The following is a 14,526-nucleotide window of genomic DNA, read 5'->3' as shown; positions in this document are numbered from 1 at the left end:
GACTGGTGGCCAGGCTGCTCGTTGGGCTGGTTATGGGTGGGGACCGGGTTGATGTCAGGTCGTGGGCCGGCCGGTCTGGACGAGTTGCACGAGCGTTTCGTGCATCGGTTTTCCAGGTCCGAGCCGCGAGAGTCGGCTCTTGCCTATATGCGCGGGCTGATAGCCCCGATGGAGCGGAAGAACGGGTGGACGCTTGCCGAGGAGGCAGGTCACACGGCTCCCGACCGGATGCACCGGCTGTTGAACCGATGCGACTGGGAGGCCGACGAGGTCCTCGACGACGTCCGTGACTATGTGGTCGAGCATCTCGGCGACCCCGGAGCGGTTCTGATCGTGGACGACACCGGGTTCCTGAAGAAGGGCGTCCGGTCCGCCGGCGTCCAGCGCCAGTACTCCGACACAGCCGGCCGGACTGAGAACTGCCAGGTCGGCGTCTTCCTCGCCTATGCCGGTGCCCGCGGCCGGACGTTGATCGACCGCAGGCTGTATCTGCCCACGTCATGGACCGATGATCGGGAACGGTGCCGGGCCGCGCGCATCGAGGACAGCATCGCCTTCGAGACGAAGGTGGTCATCGCGAAAGCGATGGTCCGCCGGGCGATCACGGAGAACATTCCGTTCCGCTGGGTGACCGCGGACGCCGCCTACGGCTTCTCCAAGGGCTGGCGGACCGAGCTGGAGCGGGCCGATGTCTTCCACGTCATGGCCACCACCCGGCACGACACCGTCGTCACCCGCTGGGCGATTGACCACCCGGTTCACACCTGTTTCCCGGCCTTACGAGGCAGAAGTGGAAGCGCCGTTTCTGCGGGAACGGTGCCCACGGTCCGCGGGTCTATGACTGGGCGAGGATGGAGGTCCGGCCCTGGCATCGCGAGGACCGCCGGCACTGGGTGATCGCCCGCCGAAGCATCCGCTGGCCGGACCAGATCTCCTACTACATCGCCTACTGCCCGGCCGAGACCACCCTCGACGAGCTGATCCGTATCGCGGGCAGCCGGTGGGCCGTGGAGGAATGCTTTCAAACCGCGAAAGGCGAGTGCAGGCTGGACGACTACCAGGTCCGCCGCTACCCCGGCTGGCACCGCCATATCACCCTGGCCATGGCCGCCCACGCCTGCCTCACCGTCCTGAAGGCCCGCGAGGCCGACGCAGGGAAAGCAGAAACGGATCCTCCCAGCTCATACCCCTTACCCTCCCCGAATTCCGACGCCTGATCACCCGCCTCGCCTACCGCCGCCCCGCCTCCGTCGGTCACATCCTGCACTGGTCGAACTGGCGCCGCAGACGCCAATTCCAGGCCCGCGTCAGCCACTACAAACGACGCGGCCACACCCCACCCGAAGCTGCCAACCAGTCAACCCAAAGATTGTTGCAGTACTAGGCCCGATTTCGATGCCGCCCGAGCCCTCGAGGATCACCCCGGCGCCGATCGGGACGGTGGCGTCGTCGCGGGGCGGGCGGCCGTCGTAGGCGTCGGCGACCGCGTCGACCAGGGTGTGCGTACGACCTCGCGGGGTGCTCGGCGGCGGTCTTGCGCAGGAGGGCGGGCAGGTCGACCACTTCGGCCTCGCATTCCTGCATGTGATCAGGGGCGGTTGCCTTGCCGGGCCCCCTCGGCCACGAGTTGTTCGGGGTATTCCGCTTGTTGTGGGGTGATCCGGGCAGGTGGGGAGGGAACCACCGTGCGAGTGTCGCCGCCGGCCGTCGCCCTCCGGGCGGGAACATCCTCAGTGTGCGCGGCGCCGTACCGCTCTGGAGGTCTCGTATGTCCGTCTCCGCTGAATCCAGCCCGCTCGCCGACCTGTCCGCGGCCGGTGTATCGGTCTGGCTCGACGATCTGTCCCGGGAACTTCTCGCGGGCGGAGAACTGAAGAAACTCATCGCGGACAAGCATGTCGTGGGAGTCACCACGAATCCCACGATCTTCGCTTCGGCCCTGTCGAAGGGGGACCGCTACAACGAGCAGTTGCGGCGCCTGGGCGAGGGGGGAAGCAGCGTCGACGACGCGGTCTTCGCCCTGACCACCGATGATGTGCGCCAGGCCTGTGACGTCCTGCATCCCGTGTACGAGCGGAGCGCGGGGATCGACGGTCGCGTGTCCATCGAGGTCGACCCGCGGCTGGCGCAGGACGCGGGCTCCACCGCCGCGATGGCCCGCAAGCTCTGGGAGACGGTCGACCGACCGAATCTGTTCATCAAGATCCCGGCCACCCGGGCGGGGCTGGAAGCGATCACCGCTGTCACCGCCGAGGGCATCAGTGTCAACGTCACGCTCATCTTCTCCCTGGACCGCTACCACGATGTGATGCACGCCTACCTGCGGGGGCTGGAGCAGGCTCAGGCCGCGGGACACGACCTGGCGGGCATCCACTCGGTGGCCTCCTTCTTCGTTTCCCGCGTCGACGTCGAGGTCGACCGCCGCCTCGACGCCATCGGCACCGCGGAGGCCCTGGCACTCAAGGGCACGACAGCGATCGCCAACGCCCGCCTCGCCTTCCAGGCCTACGAACAACTACTCGTCGACCCGCGGTGGCAGCGACTCGCCGCGGCGGGAGCCCGCACGCAGCGCCCGCTGTGGGCCTCCACGGGCGTCAAGGACCCGAACCTTCCCGACACGATGTACGTCAGGGAGCTCGTGATCGCCGGCACGGTCAACACCATGCCCGGCGGCACGCTGGCCGCGTTCGCCGACCACGGCACCCTCCCCGCGCACGCGCCCACCGTGGACGACTTCACGGCAGCCAAGGCCCACTTCGCCGCGCTGGCACGGGTCGGCATCGACTTCACCGACGTCACCGACACACTGGAGCGCGAGGGGCTGAGGAAGTTCGAGGACAGCTGGAGCGAGCTCGGGGAGTCGGTCGCCCGCGAAATGCACGCGAGGCCCGCCACAGCGGACGGCGACTCCGAGAACGCCGAGCTCCTGGCGATCTACCTGGGCGACCACTACGCCGCCGCCACCGGCGGCCTGGAACTGTTCAGGCGGGCCGCGGACGCCCGCAAGGGCGAACAGGACGGCCACACGCTCGCCGAGCTCGCGGACCAGATCGACGAGGACCGCACCGCGCTGGCCCGGATCATGACGGACCTGGGCCTGTCGACCAGCCAGTCCAAGACGGCCGCGGGCTGGCTGGCGGAAAAGGCGGGGCGCCTCAAGACCAACGGACACCTGTTCTCCCGCTCCCCGCTCAGCGACGTCCTGGAGGCAGAAGCGATGCTGACGGGAGTCCAGGGCAAGGCAGCCTGCTGGCGCACCCTACGCGCCCTGGCCCAGACCGACAGCCGCCTCCACGCCGACGACCTCGACGTACTGCTGGAACGCGCCGCGCTGCAGAGCACCACGCTGGAGGAGGTGCGCTCCGCCGCGGCAGCCCGAACGCTGGGATTCCCGCCGCCTGCCGTCCGGTGACGGCACCAAGGGCACCGCAGATGCCGGACAGCACGGCCGCGACAGCGCATCCACGGGCAGGCGGCCCCCTGGGCGGGCCGGTCCGCTTGACGAAAGGACAGCATGATGAGCGAGCAGCCCGGTGCAGCAAGGGGCGACAGGTCCGTGACGAGTCCGGTGGCCGAGCGTTGCGGCTGGGACGGAGTGGACGTACGCGCGGTGGATACCGTGCGGCTGCTGGCGGCCGACGCGGTCCAGAAGGTCGGCAACGGGCATCCCGGGACGGCGATGAGCCTGGCCCCGCTGGCGTACCTGCTGTTCCAGAACGTCATGAAGCATGACCCTGCCGACGACCGCTGGCTGGGCCGGGACCGGTTCGTCCTGTCCTGCGGGCACTCCAGCCTCACCCTCTACATCCAGCTGTACCTGGCCGGCTACGGCCTGGAGCTGCCGGATCTGGAGGCGTACCGGACCTGGGGCTCGGCGACCCCGGGCCATCCCGAGCACCGTCACACCCGTGGGGTGGAGATCACCACCGGGCCGCTGGGGCAGGGCTTGGCCAGTGCGGTCGGCATGGCGATGGCCGCCCGCCGCGAACGCGGTCTGCTGGACCCGGACGCGGAGCCGGGCAGCAGCCCCTTCGACCGCCACGTCTACGTCATCGCCTCAGACGGCGACCTGATGGAAGGAGTCACCGCGGAGGCCGCCTCCCTGGCCGGACACCAGGAACTGGGCGATCTGACCGTGTTCTACGACTCGAACCACATCTCGATCGAGGACGATACCGACGTCTCCTTCAGTGAGGATGTGCCCGCCCGCTTCGCCTCCTACGGCTGGCACGTGCAGAGCGTCGACTGGACCGCCACGGGCGAGTACGTCGAGGACGTCGATGCCCTGCTCACCGCGATCCGTGCCGCCCGGGCCGAGACCGGGCGCCCCTCGCTGATCATGCTGCGGACCCTGATCGGCTGGCCCGCCCCGACCAAGCAGAACACCGGTAAGGCCCACGGCTCGGCACTGGGCGAGGACGAGATCGCCGCCACCAAGCAACTCCTCGGCTTCGACCCCACGGCGCACTTCGTCGTCGAGGACGAGGTCTTGGCCCGCACCCGTAGGGCGGCGGAGCGCGGCCGCAGGGCACACTCCGCATGGGACGAGGCGTTCGCGGCCTGGCGCACCGCGCATCCCGATCGTGCTGCGCTACTGGACCGGCTCCAGGCCCAGCGGCTGCCGGACGGCTGGACCGACGCCCTGCCCGCCTTCCCCGCCGATGCCAAGGGGATGGCGACGCGCGCCGCCTCCGGTGAGGTGCTCACCGCGCTGGCCCCGGTACTGCCGGAGCTGTGGGGCGGCTCGGCCGACCTCGCCGGGAGCAACAACACCACCATGGACGGCGAACCGTCCTTCGTCCCGGCCGACCGGCAGACCAAGGACTGGAAGGGCGGACCCTACGGACGCACCCTGCACTTCGGGATCCGCGAGCACGCCATGGGCGCCATCCTCAACGGCATCGCCCTGCAAAGCCTCACCCGCCCCTACGGCGGCACCTTCCTCACCTTCTCCGACTACATGCGCCCCGCCGTCCGCCTCGCCGCCCTCATGCAACTACCGGCCACCTACATCTGGACCCACGACTCCATCGGCCTCGGCGAGGACGGCCCCACCCACCAACCCGTCGAACACCTCGCCGCACTGCGCGCCATCCCCGGCCTGGACGTCGTACGCCCCGCCGACGCGAACGAAACCACCGCCTGCTGGCAGACCATCCTCGAACACACCGACCGGCCCGCCGGCCTGATCCTCTCCCGCCAGAACCTGCCCGTCCTCGACCGCGGCACCTACGCCCCGGCCCGGGGAGCGGCCCGCGGCGCCTACGTCCTCGCCGACGCACACGACGGCACGGCGCCCGAGGTGATCCTGGTCGCCACCGGCTCGGAAGTCCACATCGCCCTGGACGCACGCGACCTGCTGACCGCCCAAGGCCTTGCGGTGCGGGTGGTATCGATGCCGTGCCGCGAATGGTTCGCCGCCCAACCCCAGCACTACCAGGACGAGGTCCTGCCACCGGCCGTGCGCGCCCGAGTCAGCGTCGAGGCCGCGGTCGGCCAAGGCTGGCGCGACATCGTCGGCGACGACGGACGCATCGTCAGCCTGGAACACTACGGCGCCTCCGCCGACTACCAGCGCCTCTACACCGAGTTCGGCATCACTCCCGAAGCGGTCGCCGCAGCCGCCCGCGACAGCCTCCACGACACCACCCAGGCCCCCCGCCCCGGCGGGCACCAGCGCACCTCAGCCCCGACGGAGGGCGGCACCGGCGACCACCCCTGATCGAAGTGCGCACCGAGCCCCACCAGCCCGCACCACGGTGGCACGGCCTGTTGCAGCGCCCACGACGGCTGGATCAGCCGCCGACCGCGACGATCAGCAGCACACGGGCGTATCCGTGGAGCCGGCAGCCGAGCCGACGGCTGACGCCGTCGGCTGGCTCGGGCTGGTTCCAGGGGTTGGTGCTGCAGGGTGATCTACTCGGTGTGCAGCGCCGAGGCGATGGTCATCCGGGCCGCCGAACGGGCCGGGACCAGGGCGCCGAGGACTGCGATCGCCACGCCCGCCAGGAGCATCGCGGCCAGCTGCGGCGCGTGCCACACGTCCTTCATGTACGCGGGGAAGTCGACCACCCCGACGTTGTCCACGACGATGCGGTGCGCCACGATGCCGAGCGGGATGCCGAGCAGTCCGCCGACCGCGCCCAGCCCGGCGACGGAGGTCACTGTCATCACCACTACCTGTCGGGGGGTCATGCCGATCGACTTGAGCATGCCCAGGTCCCGGCGCCGCTCACGGGTGTTCAGGAGGACGGTGTTGAAGACACCGAGCGACGCGACGAGCGTCAGCAGCACCGTGAACACCGTCGAGAAGGTGACGACGGTGGCGGTGCCGGCGTTGCCGGAGTCCAGAACCGACGCGTGCAGGCCCGGGTCGAGCGCCGCGACCGCCTCGGCGTAGGCGCGCGCGTCGGCGCCGGGGGCGAGCCGCACCGTGTACTCGGTGGCGTGGGAGTCCGGTGCGAGTCGGGCGAGACCCTCCCAAGTGGTTTCCAGGGCCCGGGCGTCGCCCTCTACGAGCTGACCCACGACGGTCGCGGTGATCTTCCTGCCGTTCAGCTCCAGCGTGACCCGGTCACCGACCTTCAGCCCGCGCTGGGTCAGGAACGCCGGACCCGCCACGATCTCGCCTGCCGCGGCCGGCGCCCGGCCCTTGACAATGGTGTGCTCGTACAAGGAATCGTCACCGCGGTAGAAGTCGGCGAAGACGGGCTGGGTCTGCCCGGTCATGTTCACCTGGGACAGCGCGCGGGCCCGTACGCCCTCCGCGCCTGGCAGAGACCGCAACCGTGTCTCGATCTGCGGGTCACTGAGCCGGGGCGGGGTCCGGTCGTTGCCCGACTCCCCGGTCGTCACGTGGATTCTGGCGCCGCCGTCCTCCCGCCCGATCTCACCGTACGCCGTGATGGGGCCCTCCGGCTGCGGCAAGTCCACCTTGCTTCCGGCGACGGGGCCGAGGCCGTGGCCGCCGTGCGGAGGCTGCGGCCCGACGTCGTACTGATGGACATCCGGATGCCCGCCATGGACGGCCTGGAAGCCGCCCGCCGCATACTCGCGCAGACCCCGGACTGCCGGGTGATCATGCTGACCACCTTCGACCTCGACCGCTACGTCTACGCCGCCCTCGCCGCCGGAGCCAGCGGATTCCTGCTCAAGGACGTCACCCCCGCACATCTGGCCGCCGCCGTACGCCTGGTCGACACCGGTGACGCCCTGCTCGCCCCTTCGATCACCCGTCGCCTGGTGGAGCGCTTCGCCCCCAGCATCCCCAGAACCGGTTCGGATCTCGCAACCCCGGCCGTCCACCGAGACCTGGCCGCGCTGACGCCGCGCGAGCGGGAGGTGCTGACGCTCATGGGCCGGGGTCTTTCCAACTCCGAACTGGCGCGGGAACTGACGCTCAGTGAGGCGACGGTGAAGACCCACGTGGCCCGGATCTTCGCCAAGCTGACCCTACGCGACCGGGCCCAAGCCGTCGTCCTCGCCTACGAGACAGGACTCGTCTCACCGGGCGAGGCCGCCAACACCTCCGACCCCTGACGATAGGGGCCTCGCTGTCCCGGACGAGGAGTTCGCCATCGAGGACCAGGCCGGCTCGGCGACGCTCCGACGTCCTGTGCGAGTACGAGAAGAGCATCGCCGAAGTACGTGACACTGCACGCCCGTACGAGCGCGTTCAGCCCTTGTGGCCGTTTGGATGCAGGACGACCTTTGTCCAGCCGTCGTCACGGGCGTCGAAGTGCTCGTAGGCGTCGGGGGCCTCGTCCAGGCTGAGCTCGTGGGAGACGAGGAAGCTCGGCTTTGCCTTCCCGCCGGCGATCAGGTCGCGCAGCGCCCGGTTGTACCTCTTCACGGGCGCCTGCCCGGTGCCCATGCGCTGGCCCTTGAACCACATCATGCCGAAGTCGATCGGCACCTTGCCCTGCGCCTCCAGCTTCCCCTGGGCCTTAGCGCCGCCGGGATCCTGGGGGAGGAACACGCCCACCACGCCGATGTCGCCCGTGAACCTGACCGAGTCGATCAGGTCGTTGAGCGTGAGGCTGGCGTCCTCGTGTCCCTGGGGGTCGTGAGCCTGGTAGCCGACGCATTCACAGCCGTTGTCGGCGCCCAGACCGAGGGTGGCCTCCTTGACGACCTCCGCCGGGTTCTGCTCGGCGGTGTTGATCGGTATGGCACCGATTTCCTCCGCCTTGCGCAGCCGGTCGGGCTGGTGGTCGGCCGTCCAGACGCGGCCGGCGCCCTTGAGGAGGGCGGAGTAGGTCGCCATCAGCCCGACCGGACCGGCCCCGAAGACGATGGTCTGGTCACCCGGTTTGACGTGGGCCATCTCGGTGGCGTGGTACCCGGTGGGGAAGATGTCGGCGAGCATCACGTAGTCGGTCTGCCGCTCGGCGGCGTCCTCGCCCAGACGCAGCGCGTTGAAGTCGCCGTAGGGCACGCGCAGCAGTTCTGCCTGGCCGCCCTGGTAGGGGCCCATGTCGGCGAATCCGTAGGCGGCTCCCGCGAGGGCGGGTTCCGGCTGCATGGTCAGGCAGTAGTTGGTCAGGCCCTGCTCGCACTGCTTGCAGAAGCCGCAGGCGATGTTGAAGGGCAGGACCACGTAGTCGCCGACCTGGACCTTGCTGACGGCCGAGCCGACCTCCACGACCTGGCCCATGTTCTCGTGGCCCAGGGTGCGGCCGGACTCGAACGAGGTGCGGCCCTCGTACATGTGCAGGTCCGAGCCGCAGATGTTGGTGGTCGTTATCTTGACGATGATGTCGCAGGGGTGTTCGATCTTCGCGTCCGGTACGTCCTTCACCGTGACCGTTCGCGGTCCTTCGTATACCGCTGCCTTCATGAGGAGTTCCTTCGGTGCCGCAACAGCGGCATGACCGCAGCACGGCGGTGAGGGGGACGGCGCACAGAGCCTGGCTCCGGGAAGTGCTGCAACGGGGTCACTGACTCGGCACGCCCCTGTGGCCCGTTCACCCGGTTCGGGCGCAACGGTGGTGCCGCCGGCCCGCCAGGCGGAGCCCTGCGTTCCGGCCGCTATCGTCCGCGTACCCGACGGCCGGAACGCGAAACGCCACGCACGATCGATCATCGGGGTCCGCGCCAGCCCAGCAGCAGAAGAGGGCCGGGAGGCGGGACCGCCGGGCTGTTCTCGTGCGCTATGGCCACACCGCCGCCGGGCCGCGCATGCGCTCGCGCAAAATGAAACAAAAGGTCCCCTCCGCATCACTGTGCGGAGGGGACCTTCCTCGTCCGGCCGGCGGCACCGCCCGCAGCCTGGTCATCCTTTAAAACTGTCTGAGTTCAGCGGGGTGGGACCAGTACCGTTCCAGCGTGATGAAGCCGGATGGGATGAAGATTGGGATCGAAGCAGCGCGCCTCCTCGCTCTTGCGGACTGCTGCGAGATAGCTCCGGGGCTGAGCGAGATCGAGCTCAAGGGTATTGAACAGGAGTACGGCTTCGAGTTTGCCGACGACCACCGGGCCTTCCTGGCGTCGGGTCTACCGGTCAGCCAGCCGCCCGAAGAGGGGCGTGGGAGAACGCGTGGCCGGACTGGCGCCACGGCGACCCCCAAGGGCTCCGACAGCGACTTGAGTGGTCCAGTGGAGGGCATTGCCCTGTCGGTCCGACGCGGCTACTGGCATCCGACCTGGGGGCAACGGCCGGAGGATGCCGACGAGGCCTTTCAGCAAGCCCAGGGACTGCTTGCCAGGGTCCCCAATTGCCCAACGGACGCTAATCAGGCCCTGACCTGCACCCTTGGGCACTTCTTATAGAAACGGGCTCTCGGATGAGAGCCCGAGCCCAATCCGTACGATCACCCCATGAGCATCCCGTGTTGTCCCGTCCGACCGTTTCTTACTTCTTTCCCACGCGTTCTTGCGCGGTCCGCAGTTCGTCCCAGGGCATATTGCCGCTCGTCGGTACGGGCGGGCTCGAGGTCCCGCAGCATCTTGTCGGAGCCGAGCGCCGCCGGGCTGGTGAAGCTGAAGGACAGCTGGAGCCCAACGACCTCGTCCACCGTCAGGCCGTCGGTGCGATCCCAGTGGATCGCCTCGATCCGGGAGAAGGGTGAGCGCAGCAGAACCTCCTCGTGCCGCACGTCGGGATAGGCGGCCGGAGTCGGGACGGCGGTTCGGGCCCAGATAGCGGCTGCGGACCTCCTCGACCACATGCAGCCAGGGCTGAACGTCGAGGTCGACGTGCCGCGCTCCGCAGGTTGCCAGCACCACCGCTCCACCTGGTTCGATCAAGGTGTCCAGGTCTCGCAGCAGCCGTTCGCGGTCAGTCCAGTGGAACGACGCGCCCATGACCGTCAGCAATACCGGACCCACGTTCAACGCCAGCAACGTGTTCGAGTCCCCAAGCCGCCAGTCGATATTGCCCACCCCCGCCACGGCCGCAAGCCGGCGTCCCTCGGCAATCATCTGCGGCTCGGGATCGACCGCGACCACCTCGCGGACCAGCGCTGCCAGCGGCAACGTCAGCGCTGCACAGCCCGCCCCCAAGTCCAGCACCCGCTGAGTCCCGTCCAACGAAAAGCGCGCACTGAGCAAGGCGAACAAGCGAGCGCCATACGCGGACCGAAACCTCGCGTAGTGCGGCACCGTCGAAGCGAACAGACCAGGCGGTGAAGACTCCATGCCCTCACTCTTGCACCACAACCACCTGATAGGTCGGGAGGAACGGTACAGAAACACACTTCACCGACAACGAGGAACGGGACGCTCATCTCCCGACGTCCGCCAGCGACGACAGAGCCCGGACGCGGCGAGCCGTGCAAGGTGACGGTGAAATACCTATCACCTGGTCAGCGGCGTGTCCGGAGGGAACGTGAAACACGACCTGGAACGGCTCCGCCAGCGCAGAGTCCTGGGAACCCCTCCCCGACCTTTACCAGGGCAACCTCACGTCGACGCCGATGCCCCATAGGCTCAGTTGCGCGATCGCGGGCTTCGAGTCGACAAGCGAGGGCCTGGCCGGGTGGGTGACGCGCAGCTTGAGCAGTCGGGCCAGCCGGATGCGCTGGCTGGGCGTGGCCCAGGCCTGGTGCCGGTCGAGGAGTTCGACGGTGGCGGTATTGAACGCAGCGCCGGTCTGCTGGGTGTGGGTGATGGCGCTGAGGTAGAAATCCAGGTTCGAGTTGCCGGGCGTACTGGTGGGATCAGTCCCCGTGTCACCGTCCAGGGTCGTCCCGAGGAAGGCGGCCCCGAAGCTCGGCAGCGGAGTCGCCGCGCCGGGCAGGACATTGCCTGTGGAGTGGGTCAGTCGCTGCCGGCCGTGGTCGTCCCGCGTGTTCAACAGCGCCATCAGACCTGTGTTGAGCCTGCGACACAGCTCGGTGCGTGTGGTCGCCAGCTGCGGCTGTTCGAGGAGGAGCTGCCCGTAGTACGCGGTGTGCAGCGCGGTGTTGATGAGTTCTTCGTTCGCGTTGTTCAGCGGGTCCTGGTGCAGGGTCTCGTGCGAGAGGGTGACCCCGAGCAGCCGGAAGTCCTCGTACCGGAACCTCTCGTTGAAGACGATCTCCGGTCCCTCCGGCGTACCGACGACCTGAGCGACGGCGGCGGGATTCGGTGGGGTGCCGAAGTAGACCTGGTGGAAGACACCCTGCCGGATCGATTGGATGCTGGCCTGCGCGGGGCTGCCGGCCAGGGAGGCGAGGGCGGCTCGCAGGTTCGGATCGGGCACGATCGCGGCGATCGGCCGGCTGTGGAAGACGGCGAGTGCCTCCTCGACCGCGCGGCGACCGCGGGGCTTGAGCGTGGCCTTGAGCTGCGCGGTCAGTTCCTGGTCGGTGATCTGGCGGGGCGGCGCGGGCTCCAACGAAGGTCCTCCGGGGTAGGCCGCCGTGGTGAACAAGCTGACGTCGGTGGGCGGGAATGGCGGTTGGGCCAGCAGCCGCTGCGCCGCGGCGTCCGAATCGCCGGCATCTGCATGAGCGCTGGTGCCACGGCGATCAGCTGACGCGGGGGTGGCCGTCGCCAGGAGAGAGGTGGCCAGCAGCGGCGCGGCGGCCAGCATCAGGGCGGCAACGCGCCGCAGTGCGCGAAGTGCAGTCATGCAACATGCCTATCCAGCGGCAGCGGACCGGCGGGAAGACCGCGCCGCCCCAACCAGGCAATCACCCACCTGGCCGGACCTCACAGCCCGAACCGCCGATCATCCGGGCGAACCAGAACCACAGCCTTCAAAAGCAGGCTCTCAGAGGTCGTTTTCATCCGCATCACCCAGTATAGGGCGATTCTGTGGGTGCGGGGTCGTGGTGACGGTGAGGTAGCAGTTCTGGTTCGGAGCCTGTGGGGCGGACGGGGTGACGGGCGAAGCTGGATGCGTCCTGTTTCTGTCTCATCCCAAGGTGTCCGACCTCCGCGGCTCGTGTGCTTCCGTCGTCATCGCTGTGCGCCTGGGCGCATTCGATTCGTGTCGGTACGCCGGAAGCATGGAGAAGCGACGCCCGTATCCGAGTGATCTGTCCGATGCCCGCTGGAAGTTGGTCGAGCCGGTGCTCTCGGCCTGGCGGTTCGAGCGCCGCGGTAGGGCCCTGGATTTCGGACGGCCGCCCGAGCACGACCTGCGCGACATCGTGGACGCGATCTTGTATGTGGATCGCACCGGGGTCCAGTGGCGGTACCTCCCGCACGATTTCCCGCACTGGAACACGGTCTACGGCTACTTCGCCAAATGGGCCGACGAGGGCGTGTTCACCCAGATCAATGGCCTACTCAGGCGGCTGGTGCGGGAGAAGGAAGGGCGGGACGCGGGCCTTCCGCGTGTGTGATCGACGCGCAGAGCGTCAAGACCTCCGCCAGCGTCCCCGCCGCCGGCCAGAGCACCGACGCCGGCAAGAAGATCGTGGGCCGGAAGCAAAACGATCAGTTAGCGGGGAGCTATCTGCCCGCGATTGTCGCAGTGGGTGATCAGCATGGCGGAGCCCAGGCGGCAATGCACGCCGAGCGCCAGGCGCACGGTGAGCCATCCGCGAGAGCAGTACCGGCGTAAGTGATGCCTCCTGCTTGCTTTCCTAGGGGCTCTAGGCCCAAACTAGGACCCCTAGGGCAATGAGGAGGGTGCATGGCGCGGGCAGGGCTGACGGCGGAGCGGGTGACGATCGCGGGCGCCGAGTTGGCGGACGAGGTCGGACTCGACCAGGTGACCATGTCGCAGTTGGCGCGGCGGCTCGGCGTGAGGGATGCGAGTCTCTACACGCACGTCCGCGGCCTCGAAGATCTGCGTGGACGAATCGCACTGCTGGCGGCGGACGAGAAGACCATCCGTATCGCGGAGGCGACCTCCGGGCGCGCGGGCAAGGACGCGCTGGTCGCGTTTGCCAACGCCTGGCGGGAGTACGCCCACGAGCATCCGGGGCGCTACACGGCGACGCAGACGCCGATCCAGATCGACCCTGAGCTGGCCGCAAAGGCGACCGGACCGCGGCGCGCAGTCGAGTTGACCTACGGCATGTTGCGCGGCTACGGACTGGCCGAACCCGACCTGACCGATGCGGTCCGGTTGCTGCGCAGCACGTTCCACGGCTTCGTCGCCTTGGAGGCCGCGGGAGGGTTCGCGAACGAGCGTTCGCCGCAGCACTCCTGGATCCGCGCACTCGACGCCCTGCACACCCTCCTGGAGCACTGGCCCCCGTCCCGAGAAGGAGACTCTTCATGATCGACCCGACCATCGGCAGCCTGCGCGTGAACGGCGCGAACCTGCACTACGAAGTGCGTGGCCAGGGCCCGCTCCTGCTGCTGATCTCCGGAGGGGCTGGCGGCGCGGCCTCCTTCGACGGCATCGCCGACGACCTGGCCGCCGAATACACCGTCGCGGCCTACGACCCGCGCGGCATGTCCCGAAGCACGCTGGACGACCCCGAGGCCGAGCAACGCGTGGCCGAGCACGCCGACGACGCGTTGCGGATAATGGACCTGCTGTCGCCCCGTGAGCCCGCCCGGGTGTTCGGCTCCAGCTCGGGTGCTATCGCAGCCCTGCATCTGCTCACCGCCCACCCCGAACGCGTCGAGCGCCTCGTGGCGCACGAACCGCCGCTGGTGGAGGTCCTGCCGGACGCCCCCGAACATCGCGCGCTCATCGCGCGCGTGCAGGAGACCTTCCGCTCCGAGGGGCTCATGCCGGCGATGGCCGTGTTCGCCGCCGGCATGAAGAAGGACGGCGACACCACCGAGCCGAAGGCCGAAGTCAAGCTGCCACCGCAGGCGGCGGCCCGGGCCGAGCGGACGATGGCCAACCTGCCCTACTTCGTTGGGCGCATCGTGCCAAGCTTCATGTCCTACGCTCCGGACATCCACCGGCTGGAGGCACTGTCGGACCGATTCGTGCTCGCCTGCGGCCAGGACTCACGCGGCGAGCTGCCCTACCGTCCGGCCGCCTTCCTGGCCGAGCATCTCGGCACGGAACTTTTGCACTTCCCCGGCGGGCACACCGGCCTGACCACGCACCCTGCCGAGTTCGGTGAGCTCCTCCGGAAGGCATTCCGAGCCTAGGCGATATTTCTTGGATCTCCTGACGCGAGTCGG

11 protein-coding genes and 3 pseudogenes are annotated in these 14,526 nt (G+C 68.9%); 9 read left to right on the top strand and 5 right to left on the bottom strand.

Annotation, left to right across the window (positions count from 1 at the left end):
- Positions 1 to 51: 51 nt before the first annotated feature.
- From IE207_RS21560 to tkt, 4 genes and pseudogenes are all read left to right on the top strand, one after another.
- Positions 52 to 897, top strand: coding sequence for an IS701 family transposase (locus IE207_RS21560; RefSeq protein WP_444545000.1), 846 nt, complete (start codon positions 52 to 54; stop codon positions 895 to 897).
- Positions 894 to 1,217: a hypothetical protein gene (locus tag IE207_RS34345; protein ID WP_444544999.1), complete on the top strand. Its 324-nt coding sequence runs from the start codon at positions 894 to 896 to the stop codon at positions 1,215 to 1,217. Before IE207_RS21560 ends, IE207_RS34345 begins: the two co-directional genes overlap by 4 nt.
- A 551-nt stretch (positions 1,218 to 1,768) precedes the next feature.
- Positions 1,769 to 2,887, top strand: a pseudogene (tal, locus tag IE207_RS21555) (transaldolase); the annotation flags it as partial.
- A gap of 627 nt (positions 2,888 to 3,514) precedes the next feature.
- Positions 3,515 to 5,722: a transketolase gene (tkt, locus tag IE207_RS21550; RefSeq protein ID WP_190185892.1), complete on the top strand. Its 2,208-nt coding sequence runs from the start codon at positions 3,515 to 3,517 to the stop codon at positions 5,720 to 5,722.
- A 194-nt stretch (positions 5,723 to 5,916) separates the two neighbouring features.
- On the opposite strand, the gene IE207_RS21545 is transcribed toward tkt, so the two are convergent.
- Positions 5,917 to 6,927: an ABC transporter permease gene (locus IE207_RS21545; protein WP_229873873.1), complete on the bottom strand. Its 1,011-nt coding sequence runs from the start codon at positions 6,925 to 6,927 to the stop codon at positions 5,917 to 5,919.
- Here IE207_RS21545 and IE207_RS21540 point away from each other — a divergent pair.
- The gene (locus IE207_RS21540) at positions 6,919 to 7,539 is read left to right on the top strand and encodes a response regulator (RefSeq protein WP_373304744.1); all 621 of its coding nucleotides are present in this window, start codon (positions 6,919 to 6,921) and stop codon (positions 7,537 to 7,539) included. The two genes, IE207_RS21545 and IE207_RS21540, sit on opposite strands and share 9 nt — an antisense overlap.
- Positions 7,540 to 7,675: 136 nt before the next feature.
- Here the strand turns inward: IE207_RS21540 and IE207_RS21535 are convergent, their stop codons facing one another.
- Positions 7,676 to 8,839, bottom strand: coding sequence for a glutathione-independent formaldehyde dehydrogenase (locus IE207_RS21535; protein WP_190185889.1), 1,164 nt, complete (start codon positions 8,837 to 8,839; stop codon positions 7,676 to 7,678).
- A 488-nt stretch (positions 8,840 to 9,327) separates the two neighbouring features.
- Between IE207_RS21535 and IE207_RS21530 the strand changes: the two genes are divergently transcribed.
- Positions 9,328 to 9,771 (top strand): hypothetical protein, encoded by a 444-nt coding sequence (locus tag IE207_RS21530; RefSeq protein WP_190185888.1) that lies wholly within the window; start codon positions 9,328 to 9,330, stop codon positions 9,769 to 9,771.
- Positions 9,772 to 9,812: 41 nt separating this feature from the next.
- On the opposite strand, the gene IE207_RS33380 is transcribed toward IE207_RS21530, so the two are convergent.
- The 3 genes and pseudogenes from IE207_RS33380 to IE207_RS21520 form a co-directional block, all read right to left on the bottom strand.
- Positions 9,813 to 10,097 (bottom strand): hypothetical protein, encoded by a 285-nt coding sequence (locus IE207_RS33380; RefSeq protein WP_229873872.1) that lies wholly within the window; start codon positions 10,095 to 10,097, stop codon positions 9,813 to 9,815.
- A gap of 181 nt (positions 10,098 to 10,278) precedes the next feature.
- Positions 10,279 to 10,638, bottom strand: a pseudogene (locus IE207_RS34170) (methyltransferase domain-containing protein); the annotation flags it as partial.
- A 250-nt stretch (positions 10,639 to 10,888) separates the two neighbouring features.
- Entirely contained in the window at positions 10,889 to 12,055 is a 1,167-nt protein-coding gene (locus tag IE207_RS21520; protein ID WP_190185886.1) for a hypothetical protein, read from the bottom strand.
- A 379-nt stretch (positions 12,056 to 12,434) separates the two neighbouring features.
- On the opposite strand from IE207_RS21520, the pseudogene IE207_RS21515 reads away from it, so the two are divergent.
- The 3 genes and pseudogenes from IE207_RS21515 to IE207_RS21505 all read left to right on the top strand — a co-directional run.
- Positions 12,435 to 12,862, top strand: a pseudogene (locus IE207_RS21515) (transposase); the annotation flags it as partial.
- A 204-nt stretch (positions 12,863 to 13,066) separates the two neighbouring features.
- Positions 13,067 to 13,660 carry a TetR/AcrR family transcriptional regulator gene (locus IE207_RS21510; RefSeq protein ID WP_190185885.1) on the top strand — a complete coding sequence of 198 codons (594 nt, stop codon included), beginning with the start codon at positions 13,067 to 13,069 and terminating at the stop codon, positions 13,658 to 13,660.
- Positions 13,657 to 14,493 (top strand): alpha/beta fold hydrolase, encoded by an 837-nt coding sequence (locus tag IE207_RS21505; protein ID WP_190185884.1) that lies wholly within the window; start codon positions 13,657 to 13,659, stop codon positions 14,491 to 14,493. The genes IE207_RS21510 and IE207_RS21505 overlap by 4 nt, the downstream gene beginning before the upstream one ends.
- Positions 14,494 to 14,526: the final 33 nt, after the last annotated feature.

The organism is Streptomyces cirratus (assembly GCF_014650775.1).
Classification (GTDB): Bacteria; Actinomycetota; Actinomycetes; order Streptomycetales; family Streptomycetaceae; genus Streptomyces; species Streptomyces cirratus.
This window is presented reverse-complemented; position numbering and strand designations above follow the sequence as displayed.